This window comes from Pseudomonas sp. FeN3W (assembly GCA_030263805.2).
Taxonomy (GTDB): domain Bacteria; phylum Pseudomonadota; class Gammaproteobacteria; order Pseudomonadales; family Pseudomonadaceae; genus Stutzerimonas; species Stutzerimonas stutzeri_G.
The window spans coordinates 261,163-280,879 of sequence record CP136011.1 but is presented as its reverse complement, the minus strand read 5'-3'; the positions used below and the strand labels follow the sequence as shown (position 1 = coordinate 280,879).

Below are 19,717 nucleotides of genomic sequence, written 5' to 3'. Positions count from 1 at the left end.
GGATCTCATTTATTATTGAACCCCATGAGGCTTAAATATCTATAACGCGCTAGTCCTATGAATACTCCCACTCATCATGCTGCGCATGATAAGGGGTATCTGCTCTTCGTTCCCCAAAGGGTCGAGAGCGTCACCGGTATTCTCGGTGCTGCGTAGGAACTTTGGCCTTTCGCAGCCTGCTCATCCTTTCGGTGAGTCAGTTTTAACACCATGGCCCAGTATCGGGCCGCAATATTGTAGCTGGCATTCAAGTCACAGTTGTATTTCTTGCCTGTGCTGAAGGTTGCCAGTTCGTACTGTTTAGGATCGCGCTTGAGTTTTCCAGATCCGTCATAGGCCCAGGAAGACGTTCCTCTGGCATACATGTACACCACTTTCCCGCCCATCTCGACAAACTTCATCTCAATCAGGTTGGCGAGCCTGCGGTGCAGCCATTGATGGAACTTTTGCTTCAGCGCTGAACGCTTGCGCCCGCCTTGCGGGCGCCAGCCTTTCAAGTGCTCCAGCACTATCGTGTCAGCCTGGTGTTCACGGGCAAAGTCGACCAGCTGACGGGAAGTCAGTTGCGCGATCTGCTCGTTAATGTGCCGGGCCTTACGGTAATGGCCTTTGCAGAATCCCTTGCTCAGTACAGCGGTTTTACGCGCTTTTTGGCGAATGGTATTCGCCCGTTGGTTACGCCGGTCTATGTCGGCTGCGGGGTGGAAAAATCCACGCGCAGTCACAGTGCCGGATGAAGTCACCACGCTGGCCGTTGCCAGGGTGTTGATGCCGATATCCACCGCCAATACCCGTTGACGGTTGGTCAGACGTGCCGGTGTCAACGACACCGGCACCGAGAGATGAATCGATTTCCCGATGATCAGCGAAGGGGATTTTAATTCACCCTGGGTATGGCGCTGACGCGTTGCTTTAATAGGGATCTGGTGCCACAGCCATTGCTTACCATCCCACAGCTTGAGTGAGGCAGTTTTGAACGTGTCGTCGAGCTTGTACAGCTGACCTCGGTACAACGCTGGATAACAGCCAGAAACGGGGTTGAATACAGGCGGCTTGGCGTGCGCATGCTTACGCTTACCATCGAGCCAATCGCTATAGCGGCTCATGTACGACGAGACTTGGCCATACGCAAAATTAATGGCAGCACGACGCAGATAAGATGGGAATTTGTAAAAGCGATTATTGAAATACTGATGCTTGGGCTGAGGGTTTTTCGTGGTCGGATGCATCAGCCGCTCAACGGCAGGCATGAACGCAGGCTCATTGGCCAACTTGGGCCAGTTGTTGAGGATGACAATGCACAGGGCGCGGCAATAAGCACGGTACTCATTGACCGTGAGCTGAGCCAATCTCTGCTGTTCGGCGGTGGCTTGAAGCGGCCACTTATCCGTGCGTATAATTGCCTTTGCCATAGTTGAATTATGGGTGGAGTGCGTGGAGATTTCAAGCCTTAAAACCGTCAATCACAGTGCTTACAGGCTCTATTACCATTTGGTGTTGGTAATGAAGTATCGGCACAAGTGCCTGAACTCAGCCATGCTAATGCGCATGGAGGAGTTATTTGGCGACCTGCTGGTCAAATGGGATGGTCGCCTGGTGGAATTTGGTGGTGAAGGTGACCACGTACACCTGCTGTTCGAAACGGCGCCGACCACCAAATTGTCAGACCTGGTGAAGAACCTGAAATCGGTGACGGCACGCAAAATGCGGCAGGAGTTTGCGGAAGAGCTGGCGCCCTATTACTGGAAGCCCTATTTCTGGAACCATGCGTATGCACTCATCAGTGTCGGCGGCAGAGCCAATATCGAAACCTTGCTGAAGTACATCGAAAACCAAGATGATCCTCGCAAGCTCGGATAGCGCCTAGACTAGCGCATCATGCTGCGCATGAAACGTAGTATGCGGCGCTAAAATCTTGATCAAAACGCTTTCATTTGGGTGGTCACGCGCAACCACTCCACCCGTTATTAAAACTTGACAATTCAAATTCAGGCGAATGCATTCATTGTATATGTCCCTGGCCTTTATCAATCTCGCGTATGAATAAAAAGAAAGCTCACCGCTGCCAGCCTCAGTTTAAATAGTATCAATCCCATGAACTATTAGGACATTATTGTAACCATAAGAGTCTGGCAAGGCTGCCGCCTTAACTCTTGATTTTGAGTAAAGTAAGCTTGGCAAGATGCCTTCGACCGAAATCACAAATAATATGAAGGTGAACAGGGCGATGACAATGCTTACGCCGTTGTGGCCAATTATCCATGCCAGGAGCGAAAGAGTAGAAAGCGCAATTAGTAAAATACTCATATGACTCCCTGACGAAACGACCTTGCATGAGAAAAAACATTTTTGCATCATTGCGCCCTGCCAAACCTAAGGCGCTATTTTTTCGTCGCCACTCTACCAAAAAAGATACACGGGGAAGATTAAGATGTACTTTTCAGAGCGTCGAGTCAAGTTGTTGACTCTTGCAGCGCTACTAGGCATTTCATTGACGTCTTATGCGCAGCAAAATGATGAGCTTGATGATATTGCCGTTGGACTTTCTGACTCAGTGCTTCCGAATGATCCTCATTCTAGCCCGATTGCGCTGACCGTTATTGATCGCCGCATGATCGAAGCATCTGGCGCAAGGAATATCGGTGAGTTGCTTCGCATTGTGCCTGGGGTTGTCGTTGGTAACCGATTTGGTCATTCGCTTTCCGTTGGGTCTCATGGCAGTGCTGAAGAGTACATGCGCCGTACCAACATCATTGTTGATGGCAGGTCTGTTTTTACGCCCACCATCGGTGGAATGATCTCTTTCAACATACCTGGAACCATCGAAGATATCGAGCGTATCGAAGTTTATCGTGCGCCGTCGCATGCTGAAACCGGCTCGAATTCCATGGTCAATACCATCCGAATTTTCACTGCACGGGCGATGGAGCGTGAAGGCACGTCATTTAAAGTCCGTCGCGGCCAGCAGGGCATTCAGGATAATTTTGTCCAGCATGGCTCGCAGCTGGGAAATGTGGCCTATACCGTCTCCTACAACCAGAGAAAAGATGATGGCCTGATCAACCGCGAGGATACTCGAAATACCGAGCAAGTCTTTCTTCGCATGGACACCGCTTTGACCGATCAGGATGAGCTGAGCGTAACAGCAGGCTATGGTGAATCCGATATCGATTTTTGGGCATTCTCGAATTTTGATACGGACACCCATGACGCGGAAGATCGCTCCTGGTTCCTCAACTCGTCATGGCATCACATTTTCAGTGATGGCACTGACTTCTCTCTGAACCTGAACCATACCGTAATGGATCGCGAGTCATATTACCTGAGTGGGCCGCAGCCAGGTTTTGGCCGAGTGCTTTGGACGCAGGGTTATTCTTTTGATTCAAGTGCCGCAGAGGGAAAATTCGTCAAAGCATGGAATGCTGAGCACTCATCGTCTTTTAGCGTAAAGTACGGGCTTGATCGCGTAGAGGGTGACTCTCTTTTTATCGAAGACGATTACAAGATCGAGAACTCTTCGGCCTTCGGAAATCATTCTTGGAGATTTCTCGAAGATACCGTGTTGACGCTTGGCTTCATGACAGAAAAGTCAACCATCACGTCAAAAAAAGCAAACGCCTACCTCGCAACACTGCTACATGAACTCAATAACCAGCACAATCTCAGATTTTCCTACAACACAGGAACACGCCTGCCAATCCTGTATGAGCAGGAGGCTGCGCGTAGCGCAACGCTCATCGATGCAGGAGGTCTGAAGGCTTACGACTTCTACAGCGTTAATGAACTGGATCCGGAGCGTGTCGATCAGTATTCGGCATCCTGGCTGTTCAAGAGTGAAGACAATCGTCTTTCTTCAGAGCTGCGTTTTTTTGTCGACAAATACCGTTCAATCGTTTACTCGGCAATGGCTCCAAATCCAGGTGTCTTGAGCCCAACGGGTGCCTACATCCTGAGCACCATTAGTGTGGATGACCCAAGCACGGTCAAAGGTGTCGAAATGAGTGTCGACTGGAGGCCTTCAAACCAATGGATGATCGTCGCAAGCGCTTCGTACGCTGACGCTGATAGCAACCTTGAAGGCGATCAGGCAAGAAACATTGCGGTGAACACTCCTTCGTCGACTTTCACGTTGCTTAGTGATTACAAGATCGATAGCAACTGGAAAGTCGGCGGTATGTATTCGCGCGTCTCAGAATACAACTGGGTATCGGGCTGGGATCTGGACAGGCAGGAAAGCCTCGATCTGTATGTGCAGCGCTGCTTTGCAGATCTCAACTTCCCTGGGGCTTGTTTGCGTGGCTCGGGAGTGAACATCTTGGGTGATCAAGCCAATTTCCGCCCAGAGGCCCAGAGCCCTCGTGCGTATTGGGTTGAGGCATCACTCGCATTCTGATGTAAATGGCACCCTGTGCAATGCAGGGTGCTGTCCACCCTAAAAGCAACCGAGCCCAGGAGATTCAGCCAGTACCGGACTTGGCGTTGACCATCTTATGGGTTCCTTTCCCTGGCTCGCTAGGAATTCATTGCACTTCCTGAAATGGCCATTCCCAAGAAAGCCCCTATACGCTGATAGCGGGGAGGGGTGCGCAGAGGACAAGATTAAATGCCTGCTCTGATCGATTAGCCTGGCTTTTGCCTGCGCGTGAGCGCCCCACAGCATATACACAACGCCAGAATTGTTTTCACTTGTCAGGGTAATGATCCTGTCTGTCAGTATCTGCCAGCCCTTCTTTGAATGTGAGCCAGCATTTCCCTTTTCAACAGTAAGCGATGTATTGAGCAACAGAACCCCTTGCTTAGCCCAATGATCAAGGCAGCCATGCTTTGGAATTTCAAATCCATAGTCACGCTTAAGTTCTTTGAAGATGTTAAGAAGAGAAGGGGGTATCGCGACCCCTTTAGGCACGGAAAACGAAAGCCCATGCGCCTGGCCAGGCCCATGATAAGGGTCTTGACCAAGTATGACGACGTTCACGTTGGCTAATGGGGTTGAATTGAGAGCGCTGAATACCAGTGACTTTGGTGGGTAAATGTCTTTACCGGCTTGCTGCTCTTCCCGCAAAAATCTCATAAGACTTTTCATGTATTGAGAATCGAAATCGTCTTTGAGATGGTCAAGCCATGACCTATGTATCTGGAAGTTATCTTCACTGTTGCTCATTGTTCTCTCGTAATGATGGCCTATGAATTGCTTGTCGAACAGCATCTAGACATAAAGGTCACACCGTCGCCTTTCAGATTGGCAAGTACATTCCTGTTAAGAGGATGTACAAATAACGAAGGGCGGCATTATGATGGCATCCACCAAATAGGAGGGGGCCATGGACAAGAAGCGTCTTCGCAAGCAATTCTACAGCGTAAGCTTTGAATATCTCATTAAGCAGTTACCTGAAGCAAGGGCTATGGAAATAATGGCTAAGCACCTTGATCTGGAAGATGCGAGTCAGTCACATGTGACGCTAAACAAGCTCTATGAAGGATTGCTCATCTCCGCCCAGAATGTACAGGGAAAGCCAAACCAGATAGGGAGAGCTATTGGTGGTATTGGGCAGCTCGCCAGGATCACCAATGATTTTGATCCTTCGTGGGTCGTTGAACACTACAGATCTTCAGATGAAATATTTGAGCAAGTGTTAGCGGTTCTAAAACCCAGTGGTCGAGTAAATCGTGAGCCAAGAGGGGTGTGGCCTAAGTATTGCCGCACGATGTTCACGGCTGCCAGATTTTTTTCAAAATTCGAAAGTGGGCAAGACTTTTACATATGCGCGAATCGTCTTTATTCAGATATTAGATCCCAAGATGCTTTGCCACTTTGGATTGCGCATCATGTAGATGGTGTTCAGTATGCCCTGGCCTGTGACTTTCTGAAAGAAAAGGGTTTCCTAGATTACGGCAAGCCTGATGTGCATGTTAAAGATATTCTAAAGTATGTAGGTCTTTGCGCCAACAATGCCAGTGAGCATGAATTTCAAGCAGAGATAAGGGCTATTGCTAAAGCGATTGGAAAAACTGCTTATCATGTTGACAAGCTTATATGGTTGCTTGGAAGTGGCAACTTTTATATGTCTGAAGGTGGGCCAGTGCTTGGCGGCAGGCCAAAAATTGATTTCTACAAATTCTGGGATTCAATTTTACCTTTGCAGGAGGCCTGTCTAACCAGTTTCGAGCAGTCTCTTATGCAAGTGCCTGAGACCGCTTAACGGGTAGATCAGGTTAAAAAGGGCTTGGATCATCAAGATCAAATTTTGATGATCGAGCCTCCCGCTCGTTCTCGTGCTTAAGGCTTATGGTTGAAAGAAGAGGCACGCCCTTTGACTGATGTCCGGTAGACCAATACTTTTCCATCATTTCCTGTTCTGCCATTTCCTGCGACTTAGCATCAATGATGTCAGCCGCAACGAACTCTGCCCATTCTTCACCACGACCCTTCGGAATCATCATAAGCGTAATGGCATAACCTTTTGGATTAAAATCTTCAGGCATTGGATCTAAATCAACACCCGACATCCACTCCATCGCATCCATAACATTGTGGAAACGACGGTGCTTTGCTCCGTTATAGCCATCAACTTGTTTTTGCGCTCCATTTTCACCATACCATTGGTCATATAAGCCGGGTTTCCAGCCTTTTTTCACCGCATAAATTTTTTTGTTTACCATTCGACATTGTCTCCTATTGGCTGCGAAACATCCCTGGCCAGAATGTGAGTGCGTGTTTCTCTATGGTTCTCGACATATGACAGCAACATCATTTATTCTTAAGATATCATATACATTGAGTAATGAAATACACATAATATATGTGCTCATTAGTCGAAATTCGCATAAGGCATCTCAACCATGACAAAAAATAATCTGCATGCTTTCGAGGCGCAGCTTCGCATCACCTCGGCTGCCGACCTTATAGCTGAATACATTGCTTTAACAAAAGCAGAGTTTTCGACTGAAAATATTCCACTGCTTACAATCAAGGCGCTTGAGTACTTTGCTACAAAAATGGAGAAAGAGCCGGCTGAGTATGGGCTTAAATTAGAGTCCGTCAGCGTTAAGTGTATAGGTGATGGCCTCTTTTCAATGAAAGTAACGGCCAATGTGCTAGACATGCAAAAACTTAATGAATGTGCCAGGGAGGCTTTCTTACATACTGGCGGGGACGCTGAATCATACGAGACATATACAACCAGTGAAAAACTAGCTGAAATAGTGTTGTTATCTAATGCCAGCCCTAGTCCTGCTGATATTGGTTATAACATTGTTGCAACTATGGACTCACCGGCCTACTCAAAAAGAGAGCAATCGTTTGAACGAGGATTGTAATGGATATAAGTTTGATGTTATCGAGATTTCCATCAGGGTATAAGCTTATTGAGAAATTCTCAACGGGAGGAATGGCACCATTTTTAGACATCCTGGAAGACAGTGATGCCTTGTATGAAGTAAGGGAAGATAACCCCGAGCTATATGGGAAAATCACTGGATTGATCCTGCACTACAATAAGAATCCTCATGATCTCACCGCTTCGCTTGCCGCAACCTACGGCTGCGAAGAATCGATTGCCGTTTGGTTTGATCAGTGCGGCGTAGCCGTGCATAGCGGACTCATTTGCGCAGGTAATGGGTTAATTTTAGATGCAAATGGAATTCACAAGCCTGATGTCATTTCGAGCCACCTTGAGCACGTATCTGGATCTATTCCTCGGATGACGGTAATCGGTTTGGTTGATGTTATGCAATATACCGATATTGATGAGCATCGCATTGAGTGTGTACTCAATGATTTCGAGACGTTGGCTGTCTTTGTAATCGAGAATTTGGAAGCCCTTACGGTCAGAAAGCCGCTTGAGCCAACCGTCATGTCTCTCAATGAGTTCCTTTGTGATGCTGACGGGCCAGATCCTTGGTGCAATCAGCACTTTGATGACTACATCAATGATATTGATCAGCAGTGGGATCCAGATGATGTGCAGGAATTGATGAACGGGTATTTTCTTTCTCCGTCATCTGATTCGATGCTACTTCTTAAAAAAGAAGGGCAGAATGCTGAGGTGGTTGGTTATTACAATACCCCTGGCGCAGTCTGCATAAAGGATGAGCATCAGGGGAAAGGCCTAGGAGCTGAACTTATCCTGGCAACCTTCGAATGGTGTGGAGGCCCACCTACGGAAGGCCTTGATGAACAATGCTTCTCGGAAGCGGGGTTTGAAGCGCATAAGTCGGCTTACAGACTGGGACTGAAAAGAGGGATTTTCGTTCAGCCAGGGCGGCGTCATGATCTCAGTCACGAACCTTGATGACCACCATTTTTGTTAATTGGTTTTCGGCCTGTCAATAAAACTTTAACGATACAAGGGCTCCTTTGCGACACTATAAATGAATTCACGTGTCGGTTCGGACATCATCCCAATCCAGGTCTGGGCCTCCAATCAGCCACTCCAGTGCAAGGCGGCGCTCATAACATACGCCAATGTCGATTATGAAATTATCAGGCTCATCAGACGTATTGCTTGAAATGGATTGATTTACAGCTGCCCAGTGGCAACGATAGGCGATATCAGCCTGATTAAGCAATTCACCTATCGATCTTGGTGATGCCTCACTAATCATTTCATCGAATGCGATGACTCGCTCTGCAACCTCTGGAGTTGGGCACATAGAAAAAGGAAGTTCAAGCTCCATATGACCGAGTGCCCATAGCATTACATAAGCACCTTCATAGCGCCAGTTAGCTGAACATCTGTCTTCATCTGATGGATCGGGGTCACTTAAGAACAATAATTCGCTATCAGATAAATAATTTTTCAAGTTATATTTCAAAATATAACGATCAACATGATTTTGCTCCAAATCTTCGCCCTTTGCCCCCATCAACGTTAAACACATTGCGCGGTGTGCTATGTCATTAATGGTTCGCGGCACTATATTACGACTGCTAGGAAGTTCTGGTAGATATTCATTTGTTGGTATTTGATAGTTATCCAGAATACTGATTGTCCGCATTTTTCGCCGGAAAGACTCTGATTTTATTGTTTCGGTCAGGCGTCTAGTTATTCTTTTTGTCATGCGTATTCTTCTTGTGTATTAAGGTAAGGTGACATTTCGAACTCCATGCCAGTATAACATGGAGTTTTGAGGGATTAGTTCTGATAGCGTTTCTGTTTGCCAAAGAGTCGCATCAGATAAGAGTCTATTCTTGTTTTGGCTTCTTCGAACGGCATACACATCCATGCGTCTAACCTGAATGGCAGGTCTGGATCGCAGCAATCCTTATGCAGAGCGCTGGCAAATTGAGTACCGAGTTCTGATAGTTGCAGTTGATGTTCATCTTGTTTTAACAAACCTAGATCAGTGAGGTTTTTCAGCATTGAACCTCTTGAGGCCGGCGTTCCCATCCCATGCGTGTGGGCAGAGTTGTTTGGTGAATATTTTCCAGTCCCTTTCCATTGTTGAAGGATCAGGGCAGCCTTGAAGTGCTTGATCGAACCTTGCTCCACAAAATAAAGAAAAGCCTGGAGCATGTATTTGCTGATAAATACAGATTTTTTACTACCGGTAAGTTCTCGGTATAACTTACCGAAAATGACAAGGCTATTCGTGTTGAAATTGTAGTCAAAGTAACGCTTAACCTTACCCGCGTTGAGCAGTTTGAGATAGCTTTCATCGCGTGTTGAAAGGGGTGAATTTATGCACCGCTTAATGAATTTTGCGTCATAGCCTCCATGTAGCTTCAAGACCTGGTGCTCAAGCAAATGTCTTTGAGGGCAGCACTGAGCAAGGAGGAAGTCAAAACCCCACATTCCACTCGCATCCCAGTCAGTGGCACATACGATGGAATCGGCTTTTGCGAGAAGTTCGGTTACATCATCAATCGTGAGATTCATCCTCTCGCCAAGCTTGCCGGCGCATTGGCTGTAGCCGATAACAAAGCATCCCTCATTATCACGTACGCCCCATCGTTTTAGATTGGGCTTGTAGAATGCATCGGTAATGAGAGGGTAGTCCTGGTAAGGAAGCGCCCTTGGGGATGTAAAATTCACAAGGTTCACAGTGGCAATCGAAAGAAACATCATCTCTTCTTCAGGCCACTTCGTTGCTAAATGGGGAGCCAGCTCGCGAGCGGTAGTGGGCTTTTCAACGACAAAAATACGCATGATCCATCCTCATTTTGAGTGGTGGGGTAAAGCATGGCTTAGCCATGGACTGGGCTATAATGACAAGACTGCTCCATAATGTCAATTTAGCACTTTAGATATCGATTGGCATGCTATCATTTGGTTGAAACACGACATGGAGAAATCGCAGTGAGTGAACGATTCTGGCTTAATATGGTGCATGACTATTGCACGAGTGAATCCCATGCATTTCCAGCGGTATTCAAAAAAATCATTGCAAGCGAGTCCCCGTTTAGCCGGGGCAATGCCGAGGGGCATATTACGGGGTCAGCTTTCATCGTAGATCCCAAGGTTGGCCAGGCACTGCTCATCCATCATAAGGGGCTCGACTTGTGGCTTCCTCCCGGTGGGCACGTTGATGAAGGGGAAACCCCCGTCGAGGCGGCAAGGCGTGAAGCAGGCGAGGAGGCTGGCTTGTACGACATGACACTTGCTAAAGAAGCCATTCTCGATATCGACATTCACAAAATTCCGTACAGCGCGAGAAAGCAAGAGCCTGAGCATTGGCACGTGGATTTCAGCTTTCTCTTCTTCCAAGACTCCAAAGAGCCTGTGACGGTTAACGAAGAGGAATGCAAAGGCTACCAATGGGTTGACCTTTTATCGCTGGCTGAAACAGCCAATGGTTCGCTTAAGCGCATGGCGACCAAGGCCCTAGCTCAGCTTAATTTACACCAATCCTAGGATTTACAGATTCGGCCCTTCAAGGCTCGTATGGACATGCCTCATTTTTTTGGCCAGTATCTCATTCGCCCGGTAATGATCGATCTTGGTGAGATTTTCATTGAAGCCGACAGTATTTTCCGGCACCTGCGCAACAACGCCAGCATCACGATACGCTTGCTCCAGTATTTTTGAAAACGAGTTGTTCATGCATACCTCATATATGACAATATATACCTATCATATAGTTTGGCAGCCATGTCTTTCTATATATTGCGTGTAAATTGACAAGCGCGTACGTTTTGACATCAAAATAGAAGAAGATTTCATCTTCAAGGATTCAGGTAATGTCCAAAAAGCAAAAGATCTCACAGCAGTCGCGCATGGAATGGCTGGAGCAATGGCTCAGCCGCAATCCTTTTTACGCATCGGTGGACTACCGCATGGTTATGGATTATCACAAGTACTGCGGCGCACCATATACGCGACTGGACTCGGACAAGTATGGCTGTAAGCAGCTTAATGAAGACCTGGAAGCGCTTGTAAACCTGGGCGGCATCGATAAAGCGTTTTCGATTCGAAATGGAGAGGGCGAAAACGCCTACGATGTCATTACCTATGATCTCAAGCCTGCTAGACTTGTTGAGCTGATTGCCAGTGAAGTAAGCAAGAAACGCCATCTTGAGACTGGCCTTTCGCATTCTATGTAAGGTGATCATGATTAAATCTAAACATGTATATGTAAGTGACGATGGGTTGGACTACAGGGTGACCGTTGACGAAGAGGGACTCCTCTCTGCCGAACAGACTGATTCGCTAGAGAGTATCCGATACGTTGGTGAGGTGTTGCATGTGGCGAACGACCCAGATCTTACACGACGTGTTTGCGCACATCGTGCATACAACTTGGTCGCTGAGAAGGTTTATTTCGTGGGATTGCCTCTTGAAATGATACCGCCAGGTCTGAAAATCCAGTTCGATAATGCCGCTGTTCAGATTCCTAAAGCCGGGAACGTTTCCGTTCCGGGAAGAAAAACTGAGCATCAGATGTTCTTTGCGCTTCAAGAGATTGAGAAAATGGTGAGTTTGGTTGAAATCGCCTATCTTCGTCATTTGCATAGTCGTGGTCAGCTACCACCCTCTGCAAAGAAGCGTGTCATTGATGATGACTTTTCACTTTGATTGAGTAATGCCATGCTATATGACATGAAATGTTTTTATTATTTGGAATACAAAAACAAAAATCAGTTTTCTTTTGATGTTGAAGAGGCAACACTCAGCCATTTTCATTTATTTCCAAATAGTGATTTAATTACAAATATAGCTACCGAGTGGTCATTCGGAAAGCTTGATTGCTCAAGGCTCAAGTCCTACTATGCCGAGCTTCATTTAAATAGCCAGTACATGCCGCTTGGCATTCTGATATATAAGGTAATTGAGTCTTTAGATGATTCTACAGTTCGTTTTTGCGCTGAGAATCTTGTTGGTTTTTTCGTAGAGCATCAAGCAACCAAGCATAAATACTCTCTTAAACAATCGGCTCACATGTTCTCTCATTTGTATAAGTACTTAAAAGATGAGCGTCCACAGGTTGCCAAAGAGCTTCTTGACTTGACCATCAATCATCAGCGCAGTCTGTCTTTGCAAAAAAGCTTCACTTCAAATATCGCGCCGGAGTACGCCCATAGTCGCCTAAATGATTGTGTGTTTCATAAGGATCTGATTTCATCGTTCAATTCAGAGCATGAACTTTGCACCTGGCTCTCTAAAAATCTTAAGCCTAAAACAATTGATAATCTTGTAAGGTGCGATAGTTTCAGCAAACTTATCCATCTTTTAACTCCATCATCGAAAAAGAAATTAATAGATGAAGGGTTTGATTTATAGGTTATATTTTGATAAATGAGGTTTAGGAATTTAATGATTATTGAAATCAGTCGTATAGCAAAACGTCACCACAAATGGGTCGCCTCCATGGGTTGGCATAACAGAACATCTCTTGAGGCGTTAGCCATGGTCGGCTCAGAGATGGGGGAGGCGGCAATCGAGATTTCTTTAGCCGGTGTTACCAACAAGTTTAAGCATGAACTTGCGGATATTGTTCTTCGTTGTATTGATTTTACCAAAAGGCACCGTAAAGCCCCATCATTCATGGCGGGGATATAAGGTGCCAATCGCGTAGCGATTCAGCTTTTTGGCAACGCCTGGCTTTCAATGTACTGTTTAATCACCGCCAGCGGTGCCCCACCACAGGACGCGGCTAAATAGCTGGGTGACCACAGCTGCCCCTGGTAGTAATGCCTGGCAATATCAGGCCGCTCGCTGCGCAAGACACGGCTGGAAGCGCCCTTAAGGCTATTGACCAACGAGGAAACGGAAATCTTGGGCGGATAGGTCACCAGCAGGTGAACGTGATCCCTCTCGCCATCAAGTTCTTCCAGCGTTGCGCCAAAGTCCTCGCAGATCTTCGCGAACAGCTCACGCAGCCGTGTAATGGCAGCCTGATCAAATACATCTCGGCGGTATTTTGTGACGAAGACCAAATGCACATGCATGTTAAAAATGCAGTGCCTGCCTCGCCTGATGTCATTGACTTTATCCATAGACCTAATCATAATAATACGATGAGAAGACTGCAAGCCTTTAAATTCGAACTTTGTCCGGACGGTGCCCAGCAGCGCTTAATGCGCCAGTTTGCCGGGGCTTCTCGATATGTGTTCAATCGCGGCTTGAGCCTGCAACAAGAGCACTACAAGAGCACTGGCAAGAAGCTCTCCTATGCGGACATGTGCAAGGCATTGACCGCGTGGAAAACAGATCCTGAGACACCATGGCTAAAAGAGCCTCACTCACAGGTGCTTCAGCAGTCGCTGAAAAACCTGGAAGCGGCTTATCAGAATTTCTTCGCGCAACGGGCTCAATTTCCTCAATTCAAAAAGAAGGGTTTTTCGGACAGCTTCCGCTACCCGCAGGGCGTTAAGCTCGATCAGGCAAAAGGTCGGGTGTTTTTGCCCAAGCTCGGCTGGATGAAGTATCGCGCCAGTCGCACTGTATTGGGCGAGATCAAGAATACTACGATCAGCCTGAAGGCCGGTCGCTGGCATGTTTCATTTCAGACTGAGCGGGAAGTGGACATCGTACGCCACCCGGCTGTTACAGCAGTTGGCATTGACCTGGGGATTGTCCGCTTCGCGACCCTATGGGATGGCCAGCAGGAAAAGGTGATTGCGCCGCTGCACAGCTTTAAGCGCCATCAGGTTAGATTGGCTAAGGCGCAGCGCCAACTAAGTCATAAAGTTAAATTCAGCAGCAACTGGAAGCGAGCCAAAGCACGCGTCCAGAAGATCCACCACCAAATCGCCAATGCGCGCAACGACTTCTTGCATAAAGCCTCACACAGCATCAGCCAAAGCCACGCGCTGTTGTGTCTGGAAGACTTGCAAGTGAGCAACATGAGTCGTTCCGCCAAGGGTACGCCAGAGTCTCCGGGCCGACAGGTTCGCGCCAAAGCTGGTTTGAACAGGTCTATTCTGGATCAAGGCTTTGGTGAATTTCGTCGCCAGTTGGAGTACAAGTCGGCCTGGTGCGGGGGTGACGCGATAGCAGTATCGCCGCAAAACACCAGTCGCACCTGCCCCTGCTGCGGCTATGTCAGTGCTGAAAATCGGCTAAGCCAGGCGGTGTTTCTGTGTGTGGCCTGCGCCCACACCGAGAATGCCGACCTGATCGCTGCCAAGAACATCCGTGAGCGCGGATTGAACTCGCTCAAAGGCCAGGGCTATGGCCGGATCGCCTGTGAAGTGAATGGTGCAGTAAGGCCATCAGCAGCAGGAACCCATCGAAGTGAGCACTTGGCATCTGTCAAGTGACACCGTAGGGAATCCTGGCATTTATGCCGGGGAGGATGTCAAGGAGTCGCTAGGTATTGACCTGGAGTCAAGGATTTTGCCACCAACTACGCGCTCAGTTGCTTACGTGTCTTTGGAGCGAGGCTTTCTTGATCTGATAGGATTATTGTCAAGGGCAGTCAATGCCGCACGAGCCAGCAACGATGATCTTCTAGGTGATTATCTTGTGGAAATCATTGCGAAATCATTTGAAATTGGTGAGCGGCTAGGCATCGATCTTATTGCATCTCTTTCAGAGAAAGTTGAGATAAACATCGCGCGTGGTAGCCGAGGAAGAGTAATCTAGTCTTAATAAGATCAAATATCTAAATCGTGCATAGCCCAGATTCTTTTTTCTTTCGTATTTGGTTTTATTACTTCCAGTGAAGCTTTGGCGCCAAAAACTTGGTGCAATATCCTGCGCTGTGCGGGAGTTTTGACATAAGGCAATACGCTCTCAATCCCAAGCTCGGCAATAGCAGCTACTGCAAGATGCGCTATGTTGGAGAGACGTTTGCTGCTTGCTTCTTTAAATAGCACTGGAACTTCAATCTTGTGATGTAATTGCTCAATTACAGCCAGCGCAACTTTGCCCTGTAGCTGCTTTGGTATCCCGTGGAAACGTTTGTCATCTATTGGATGCTTAAGCATCATTTCAACAGCCTGATCTTTTGTCATGACGCGCTCCCGCTTCGACTATTAACTAGATAAGTTTATCACTGAAGTCGAGTGCAAAGGGTATCGCTGGGTATCGCTAGACGAGCTCACGCATACAACGATTGCATCTATCGCCAGGATGGCGAGCAAAGCGATTACCTTTCTAGCGCATCGATCCGATAGATGAATATTGACATATTGCTGTGTATGTAGAGCACAATGGAACATCCAGACTGACATTTTTGTGAATATCATGACTAACAAAGCAGATCAGATTACCAAGCAAGACCGCATGGAGTGGCTTGAGCGCTGGCTAGGTCGCAACCCATTCTATGCATCGGTGGATTACAGGATGGTGATGGATTATCACAATTTCTGCCAAGCGCCTTATACCAGGCTTGATTCTGACAAGCTCGGTTGCCAGCAGCTTAACGATGATCTGGAAGCACTGGTTGAGCTCGGCGGGATAGACAAGGCATTTTCATGCCGTAATGGGGAAGGTGATCGCGCATACGACGTCATTACATACGATCTGAAAGCATCGCGCCTTGTAGAGCTGATTAACCTCCAGGTTCGCCGGGAGCGGGATGAGGCGGGTTTGTCCGTTTCGATGTAAGGTGTCCTCATGATCAAATCTAAACACGTACATCTAAGCAATGACGGATTGAGCTACTCGGTCACGGCAGACGAAGAGTGGAGGCTCTCTGCTGAGCAAGTGGGGGCGCTTGAGACCATTCGATACGTCAATGCTGTCTTGAATGTGGCCAAAGACCCTCACCTGCTTCGACGTGTGTGCGAACCACGTTCCTACAATTTGATTAACGAATCAGTCTATTATGTTAAGTTTCCATTTGATATTTTGCCTGAGAAGCTTGTTGAAGAGTTTAAAAAGGCCCCCGCAATCGAGCTAGGTAGCGTTTCGGTAAAGGGCGTAATAATAGCCGATGAGGCCGCATTCGCTCATCAGGAACTTGCAAAAATGGTTGAGCTCGTCGAGCCCGCCTACCTAAGGTATTTGCATCGTCGTGGCCAGTTGACACCTTCTGGCAAGAAGCATCTCATGAATGACGATTTTTCATTATGAGTGAAGAATAGCAAATGCTTTACGATATGACGCCATTCTATAGCCTATATTTTATGAACTGGTCTCAGTACATGAGTGATGTGACCGACATCGCGTGGAGCAAGCATCATCTGTTCCCAAATCCTGAGTTGTTGGTTGATATATCTGTTTAGTGGGCAATGGGTAATTCAGATGTAACTATGCTGCGCTCTAAATATAAAGGCTTTGACGTTAACAGCCAGTACATGCCGCTAGGAATACTGGTTTACAAGGTGCTAGATTCCTTGAGCCCTGACTCCGATCAGGATCAAGCATGCAAAATGGTCGATTTTTTCATCGCGCATCAGGCTACACGCGACAAATACTCGCTTCGTCAGTCTGCTCATATGTTGGCGCATACCTACATGTTCATGAAGCATGAGCATCCAAAGGTAGCCGAAATGCTCCTCCAACAATCTCTTTCGAGCCATAACCGCACTGCTACGCATCAAAAGCTCTTTACCGAAAGCTTCGTCTCTGATTACGGGCATCAAGAGCTTGGACATAGCCCGTTTCACCAAGACCTTCTCGGCTCATTTGAGTCAGATAAACAGATGGGTGAATGGCTTAAGACAAACATGAAGCCGTCCGCCCTGGCCAGCCTCACTCGACAAGAGTCGTTTAGCCAATTCAAGAGCCTTCTCAAACAATCAGATCGCAAAAAGTTCCTTTCGGAACAGCTAGGGTTATAATGATTGGCGTCTATTGATGTATACTGTCTACATCCTTAACGAGTAGGCAGGAGATGTGATGACTCTCAATGAATTGGCAAAATTGCACCATGGCTGGGTTGCGTCCATGAATTGGCACAACCGCACGTACCTTGAGGCGCTTGCAATGATTGCGTCTGAAATTGGGGAGGCGGCAGACGAGGTTACGCTTTCTGGCGTTACCAGTCATTTTGCGCTTGAGCTTGCTGATGTTGTCCTGCGTTGCATCGACTTCACAGAGCTTCTTGGACTCGATATCGAGATGGGACTGATCGGTCATGATGATAAAGAAGTTGCGTACAAGCCTATTGAGCGGTGTTTTTTGGATTTGAACGTCATTCTGGGAAAGGCCGTCAACGTTAGTCGAAAAGATGACTATGAGCTACTTGGAGATTACCTGGTCAGGTTGGTGGCGAAGTCTTTTGAAATAGCCGAGCGGCTTGGTATCGATCTGATGTCAGCTATCGCGTCAAAGATTGAGATCAACCTTGCACGCGGGAGCCGTGGGCGCAAGATCTAACATAATTTAATTTAATTAAATTTAATAAAACCAAATCCCCATAAGACCGTCGAGTTTGATCTATGGTAAACTCATTTAAATATCATTTAGGTTGTGTCAGGATGTTTAAATTTTTTTTGTTTGTCATGCTTGCATCTTGTAGCCATTATTCATATTCAATGAATGTAATACGCTTACATGCGCCTATCATTTCTGCTGCAATGCTAGAAAATCCTACAGATGAAGGATCGCTTTCACTAGAAGACCGTAAATTACCTGATGCAGCGGTAGGTAATTCTTACTACTACGACTTTTCTAAATTGGCTGTGTGGTCGGGTTCCAATCAACCCCCCACCCTTACATGGACTGTTAAAAACACTTTACCAGCAGGCCTCTTGTTTACGAACAATGGAATATTAGAAGGTGTTCCGACAGAAGAAGAGAAAACGTCTTTTGAAGTGTTGGCAACTTATGAAAAAGGTGAGGGTCAGCGAATCTATACCCTGAATGTCGGTGGTGTTGTATTTGGGGCCATTAATATCGAAGCAGGATCCCATCATACCTGCGCGATTACTACTAAAAATCAAGTTGTGTGCTGGGGTAGGAATGATCAAGGTCAGCTCGGTGACGGCTCCTTTTTGTATAGAGGAGCCCCAACAATTGTGGCTAATTTAAGTGGTGTGGCACAGATAGCTGCTAGAGGTTCTCAGTCGTGTGCTCTTTTGTTGTCGGGAGGGGTAGTTTGCTGGGGGAGCAACGAAAATGGGCAGTTAGGCAATGGCACAACGGAGAATAGCGCTTATCCGGTAGTGGTAAATAATTTACAAGACGCTAAGCAGCTAACGCTTGGTTCAAGTCATGCGTGCGTTACGTTAAATTCTGGAAGTGTTAAGTGTTGGGGAAATAACTCTGTAGGTCAGCTTGGAGATGGATCAAAGGTAAGCAGAACGACACCTGTTTTCGTTAACGGAATTGACAACGCAGATCAAGTTGAAGCGGGAAATGGTCACTCGTGCGCAAAAACTAACACTGGTTATGTTAAATGTTGGGGGTACAATCTTCAGGGTCAGTTAGGTGACGGTACAAGTGTTGGAAAGTTGCTTCCTGTTAACGTACTTGAAGTTAAAGAAGTTGAACAAATTGCCGCTGGTTATAATCATTCTTGCGCATTATTGAAGTATGGTTCAGTTAGCTGTTGGGGAGAAGGCAGATATGGGCAAATTGGGAATGGTAACAAGAATAATGCTTCGGCTCCCTCAATTGCACAGATCTCATCTAAAGCCGTGAGGCTCGTTGCTGGTGACCATCACACCTGCGCCAGCATAGGAAGTTTTATAGAGTGTTGGGGTAGAAATAATTACGGTCAATTGGGAGATGATACGCAAAGAGATAAAGCTGTTCCTGTTAAGGTTGCCGTTATTGATGAGACTATTGACATTGCGGCGGGAGGTTCTCATTCATGTGCGATTTTGATAAATAAAAAAATGATGTGCTGGGGGTACAACTGGTATAAACAACTTGGCGATGGTTCAAATACCAATAAGCTGAGCCCTGTTTTGGTGGTTCAATAAATTAATACTCTCCATTGTCGTCCTTTTGTTTGTCAATATTGAGTGGGGGGAGTCGTTATTTCGCTGCGCTAGCGCAGCGGTTTTAAGAGCAATGAATCTTGTGCGATGACTTGCTATTGGCACAGTATTATCAAATTATAGGCCAGATGTACATTTAGGCACAAGGAACTGCCTCGCCTTCAATCGGTCGCCAATCCTGAATTTTTTAAATGAGAATCCTCTTCTGAAAACAAGATAGCGATCCCTTTCGACACCAACAGTCCACCCAAAATACATCAGAACAGACACATTCTTTAGATCAGACTTTTCCAGTATTATGTACGGAAAATAAAGGCTAAAGTATCAAGCGGCATCGTCGTAGTTATTAAAAGAAGGCTTTATATTACTTAAAACATAATAAATGGTAAATAAAGCCGCAGCCATGATTGCCATGATTAATACGATCAAAGCATAAGTGAA

26 protein-coding genes are annotated in these 19,717 nt (G+C 46.7%); 17 read left to right on the top strand and 9 right to left on the bottom strand.

Translation table 11 applies throughout. From position 1 onward, the window contains the following. Positions 1–74 precede the first annotated feature (74 nt). Positions 75–1,412 (bottom strand): transposase, encoded by a 1,338-nt coding sequence (locus tag P5704_025020; GenBank protein ID WOF82062.1) that lies wholly within the window; start codon positions 1,410–1,412, stop codon positions 75–77. A gap of 22 nt (positions 1,413–1,434) precedes the next feature. Here P5704_025020 and tnpA (P5704_025015) point away from each other — a divergent pair, with 22 nt between their 5' ends. Further along, positions 1,435–1,860 carry an IS200/IS605 family transposase gene (tnpA, locus tag P5704_025015; GenBank protein ID WOF82061.1) on the top strand — a complete coding sequence of 142 codons (426 nt, stop codon included), beginning with the start codon at positions 1,435–1,437 and terminating at the stop codon, positions 1,858–1,860. 216 nt (positions 1,861–2,076) lie between these two features. On the opposite strand, the gene P5704_025010 is transcribed toward tnpA (P5704_025015), so the two are convergent. Further along, positions 2,077–2,307 carry a hypothetical protein gene (locus P5704_025010; GenBank protein WOF82060.1) on the bottom strand — a complete coding sequence of 77 codons (231 nt, stop codon included), beginning with the start codon at positions 2,305–2,307 and terminating at the stop codon, positions 2,077–2,079. 124 nt (positions 2,308–2,431) lie between these two features. On the opposite strand from P5704_025010, the gene P5704_025005 reads away from it, so the two are divergent. Next, positions 2,432–4,393, top strand: a complete 1,962-nt coding sequence (locus P5704_025005; protein ID WOF82059.1) for a TonB-dependent receptor plug domain-containing protein — start codon at positions 2,432–2,434, stop codon at positions 4,391–4,393. 39 nt (positions 4,394–4,432) lie between these two features. Here P5704_025005 and ung read toward each other — a convergent pair whose 3' ends face one another. Continuing rightward, a complete protein-coding gene (ung, locus tag P5704_025000; GenBank protein ID WOF82058.1) occupies positions 4,433–5,161 on the bottom strand; it encodes a uracil-DNA glycosylase in 729 nt (242 codons plus the stop codon). Positions 5,162–5,321: 160 nt separating this feature from the next. Between ung and P5704_024995 the strand changes: the two genes are divergently transcribed. Further along, a complete protein-coding gene (locus P5704_024995; GenBank protein ID WOF82057.1) occupies positions 5,322–6,200 on the top strand; it encodes a hypothetical protein in 879 nt (292 codons plus the stop codon). Positions 6,201–6,213: 13 nt separating this feature from the next. Here the strand turns inward: P5704_024995 and P5704_024990 are convergent, their stop codons facing one another. Beyond that, entirely contained in the window at positions 6,214–6,660 is a 447-nt protein-coding gene (locus P5704_024990) for an RNase H1/viroplasmin domain-containing protein (protein ID WOF82056.1), read from the bottom strand. Between the two features lie 180 nt (positions 6,661–6,840). Between P5704_024990 and P5704_024985 the strand changes: the two genes are divergently transcribed. Both P5704_024985 and P5704_024980 read left to right on the top strand, forming a co-directional pair. After that, the gene (locus P5704_024985; GenBank protein ID WOF82055.1) at positions 6,841–7,317 is read left to right on the top strand and encodes a hypothetical protein; all 477 of its coding nucleotides are present in this window, start codon (positions 6,841–6,843) and stop codon (positions 7,315–7,317) included. Next, complete coding sequence (locus tag P5704_024980) at positions 7,317–8,291, top strand: hypothetical protein (protein ID WOF82054.1); 975 nt, start codon at positions 7,317–7,319, stop codon at positions 8,289–8,291. Before P5704_024985 ends, P5704_024980 begins: the two co-directional genes overlap by 1 nt. 85 nt (positions 8,292–8,376) lie before the next feature. On the opposite strand, the gene P5704_024975 is transcribed toward P5704_024980, so the two are convergent. Then, entirely contained in the window at positions 8,377–9,060 is a 684-nt protein-coding gene (locus tag P5704_024975) for a DUF4272 domain-containing protein (GenBank protein WOF82053.1), read from the bottom strand. A gap of 74 nt (positions 9,061–9,134) precedes the next feature. Beyond that, positions 9,135–10,148: a hypothetical protein gene (locus P5704_024970; protein ID WOF82052.1), complete on the bottom strand. Its 1,014-nt coding sequence runs from the start codon at positions 10,146–10,148 to the stop codon at positions 9,135–9,137. Between the two features lie 150 nt (positions 10,149–10,298). On the opposite strand from P5704_024970, the gene P5704_024965 reads away from it, so the two are divergent. Next, complete coding sequence (locus P5704_024965) at positions 10,299–10,853, top strand: NUDIX hydrolase (protein WOF82051.1); 555 nt, start codon at positions 10,299–10,301, stop codon at positions 10,851–10,853. A gap of 3 nt (positions 10,854–10,856) precedes the next feature. On the opposite strand, the gene P5704_024960 is transcribed toward P5704_024965, so the two are convergent. Then, positions 10,857–11,042: a hypothetical protein gene (locus P5704_024960; GenBank protein WOF82050.1), complete on the bottom strand. Its 186-nt coding sequence runs from the start codon at positions 11,040–11,042 to the stop codon at positions 10,857–10,859. 137 nt (positions 11,043–11,179) lie between these two features. Here P5704_024960 and P5704_024955 point away from each other — a divergent pair, with 137 nt between their 5' ends. The 4 genes from P5704_024955 to P5704_024940 are packed head-to-tail and all read left to right on the top strand — an operon-like array spanning position 11,180 to position 12,998. Further along, on the top strand, positions 11,180–11,542 hold the full coding sequence (locus P5704_024955) for a hypothetical protein (protein WOF82049.1): 363 nt from the start codon (positions 11,180–11,182) through the stop codon (positions 11,540–11,542). A gap of 7 nt (positions 11,543–11,549) precedes the next feature. Continuing rightward, on the top strand, positions 11,550–12,014 hold the full coding sequence (locus P5704_024950) for a hypothetical protein (GenBank protein WOF82048.1): 465 nt from the start codon (positions 11,550–11,552) through the stop codon (positions 12,012–12,014). A 12-nt stretch (positions 12,015–12,026) separates the two neighbouring features. Further along, positions 12,027–12,719, top strand: a complete 693-nt coding sequence (locus P5704_024945; protein ID WOF82047.1) for a hypothetical protein — start codon at positions 12,027–12,029, stop codon at positions 12,717–12,719. Positions 12,720–12,752: 33 nt separating this feature from the next. Beyond that, complete coding sequence (locus tag P5704_024940) at positions 12,753–12,998, top strand: hypothetical protein (protein ID WOF82046.1); 246 nt, start codon at positions 12,753–12,755, stop codon at positions 12,996–12,998. A gap of 20 nt (positions 12,999–13,018) precedes the next feature. Here the strand turns inward: P5704_024940 and tnpA (P5704_024935) are convergent, their stop codons facing one another. Continuing rightward, positions 13,019–13,435: an IS200/IS605 family transposase gene (gene tnpA / locus P5704_024935; protein ID WOF82045.1), complete on the bottom strand. Its 417-nt coding sequence runs from the start codon at positions 13,433–13,435 to the stop codon at positions 13,019–13,021. A gap of 21 nt (positions 13,436–13,456) precedes the next feature. Here tnpA (P5704_024935) and P5704_024930 point away from each other — a divergent pair, with 21 nt between their 5' ends. Both P5704_024930 and P5704_024925 read left to right on the top strand, forming a co-directional pair. Continuing rightward, the gene (locus P5704_024930) at positions 13,457–14,701 is read left to right on the top strand and encodes a transposase (protein WOF82044.1); all 1,245 of its coding nucleotides are present in this window, start codon (positions 13,457–13,459) and stop codon (positions 14,699–14,701) included. Continuing rightward, complete coding sequence (locus P5704_024925) at positions 14,676–15,026, top strand: hypothetical protein (protein WOF82043.1); 351 nt, start codon at positions 14,676–14,678, stop codon at positions 15,024–15,026. Before P5704_024930 ends, P5704_024925 begins: the two co-directional genes overlap by 26 nt. Before the next feature lie 11 nt (positions 15,027–15,037). Here P5704_024925 and P5704_024920 read toward each other — a convergent pair whose 3' ends face one another. Then, a complete protein-coding gene (locus P5704_024920) occupies positions 15,038–15,397 on the bottom strand; it encodes a hypothetical protein (GenBank protein WOF82042.1) in 360 nt (119 codons plus the stop codon). Between the two features lie 232 nt (positions 15,398–15,629). Here P5704_024920 and P5704_024915 point away from each other — a divergent pair, with 232 nt between their 5' ends. The 5 genes from P5704_024915 to P5704_024895 all read left to right on the top strand — a co-directional run bounded on the left by P5704_024915 (position 15,630) and on the right by P5704_024895 (position 19,258). Further along, on the top strand, positions 15,630–15,992 hold the full coding sequence (locus P5704_024915; GenBank protein ID WOF82041.1) for a hypothetical protein: 363 nt from the start codon (positions 15,630–15,632) through the stop codon (positions 15,990–15,992). A gap of 9 nt (positions 15,993–16,001) precedes the next feature. Further along, entirely contained in the window at positions 16,002–16,460 is a 459-nt protein-coding gene (locus tag P5704_024910) for a hypothetical protein (protein WOF82040.1), read from the top strand. Positions 16,461–16,639: 179 nt separating this feature from the next. Continuing rightward, entirely contained in the window at positions 16,640–17,170 is a 531-nt protein-coding gene (locus P5704_024905; GenBank protein ID WOF82039.1) for a hypothetical protein, read from the top strand. A gap of 58 nt (positions 17,171–17,228) precedes the next feature. Continuing rightward, positions 17,229–17,708 carry a hypothetical protein gene (locus tag P5704_024900; protein ID WOF82038.1) on the top strand — a complete coding sequence of 160 codons (480 nt, stop codon included), beginning with the start codon at positions 17,229–17,231 and terminating at the stop codon, positions 17,706–17,708. Between the two features lie 101 nt (positions 17,709–17,809). Further along, positions 17,810–19,258: a putative Ig domain-containing protein gene (locus P5704_024895; protein ID WOF82037.1), complete on the top strand. Its 1,449-nt coding sequence runs from the start codon at positions 17,810–17,812 to the stop codon at positions 19,256–19,258. Positions 19,259–19,717: the final 459 nt, after the last annotated feature.

Bases quoted from the DNA above. Each gene is read 5' to 3' on its own strand.
- P5704_024995 (WOF82057.1), top strand. From the start codon at position 5,322: ATGGACAAGAAGCGTCTTCGCAAGCAATTCTACAGCGTAAGCTTTGAA.
- P5704_024945 (WOF82047.1), top strand. From the start codon at position 12,027: ATGCTATATGACATGAAATGTTTTTATTATTTGGAATACAAAAACAAA.
- P5704_024910 (WOF82040.1), top strand. From the start codon at position 16,002: ATGATCAAATCTAAACACGTACATCTAAGCAATGACGGATTGAGCTAC.
- P5704_025005 (WOF82059.1), top strand. From the start codon at position 2,432: ATGTACTTTTCAGAGCGTCGAGTCAAGTTGTTGACTCTTGCAGCGCTA.
- P5704_024950 (WOF82048.1), top strand. From the start codon at position 11,550: ATGATTAAATCTAAACATGTATATGTAAGTGACGATGGGTTGGACTAC.
- P5704_024975 (WOF82053.1), bottom strand. From the start codon at position 9,060: ATGACAAAAAGAATAACTAGACGCCTGACCGAAACAATAAAATCAGAG.
- P5704_024905 (WOF82039.1), top strand. From the start codon at position 16,640: ATGCTGCGCTCTAAATATAAAGGCTTTGACGTTAACAGCCAGTACATG.
- P5704_024955 (WOF82049.1), top strand. From the start codon at position 11,180: ATGTCCAAAAAGCAAAAGATCTCACAGCAGTCGCGCATGGAATGGCTG.
- P5704_024915 (WOF82041.1), top strand. From the start codon at position 15,630: ATGACTAACAAAGCAGATCAGATTACCAAGCAAGACCGCATGGAGTGG.
- P5704_024940 (WOF82046.1), top strand. From the start codon at position 12,753: ATGATTATTGAAATCAGTCGTATAGCAAAACGTCACCACAAATGGGTC.
- P5704_024930 (WOF82044.1), top strand. From the start codon at position 13,457: ATGAGAAGACTGCAAGCCTTTAAATTCGAACTTTGTCCGGACGGTGCC.
- P5704_025010 (WOF82060.1), bottom strand. From the start codon at position 2,307: ATGAGTATTTTACTAATTGCGCTTTCTACTCTTTCGCTCCTGGCATGG.
- P5704_024920 (WOF82042.1), bottom strand. From the start codon at position 15,397: ATGACAAAAGATCAGGCTGTTGAAATGATGCTTAAGCATCCAATAGAT.
- P5704_024900 (WOF82038.1), top strand. From the start codon at position 17,229: ATGACTCTCAATGAATTGGCAAAATTGCACCATGGCTGGGTTGCGTCC.
- ung (WOF82058.1), bottom strand. From the start codon at position 5,161: ATGAGCAACAGTGAAGATAACTTCCAGATACATAGGTCATGGCTTGAC.
- tnpA (WOF82045.1), bottom strand. From the start codon at position 13,435: ATGGATAAAGTCAATGACATCAGGCGAGGCAGGCACTGCATTTTTAAC.
- P5704_024895 (WOF82037.1), top strand. From the start codon at position 17,810: ATGTTTAAATTTTTTTTGTTTGTCATGCTTGCATCTTGTAGCCATTAT.
- P5704_024960 (WOF82050.1), bottom strand. From the start codon at position 11,042: ATGAACAACTCGTTTTCAAAAATACTGGAGCAAGCGTATCGTGATGCT.
- P5704_024990 (WOF82056.1), bottom strand. From the start codon at position 6,660: ATGGTAAACAAAAAAATTTATGCGGTGAAAAAAGGCTGGAAACCCGGC.
- P5704_025020 (WOF82062.1), bottom strand. From the start codon at position 1,412: ATGGCAAAGGCAATTATACGCACGGATAAGTGGCCGCTTCAAGCCACC.
- P5704_024985 (WOF82055.1), top strand. From the start codon at position 6,841: ATGACAAAAAATAATCTGCATGCTTTCGAGGCGCAGCTTCGCATCACC.
- P5704_024970 (WOF82052.1), bottom strand. From the start codon at position 10,148: ATGCGTATTTTTGTCGTTGAAAAGCCCACTACCGCTCGCGAGCTGGCT.
- P5704_024980 (WOF82054.1), top strand. From the start codon at position 7,317: ATGGATATAAGTTTGATGTTATCGAGATTTCCATCAGGGTATAAGCTT.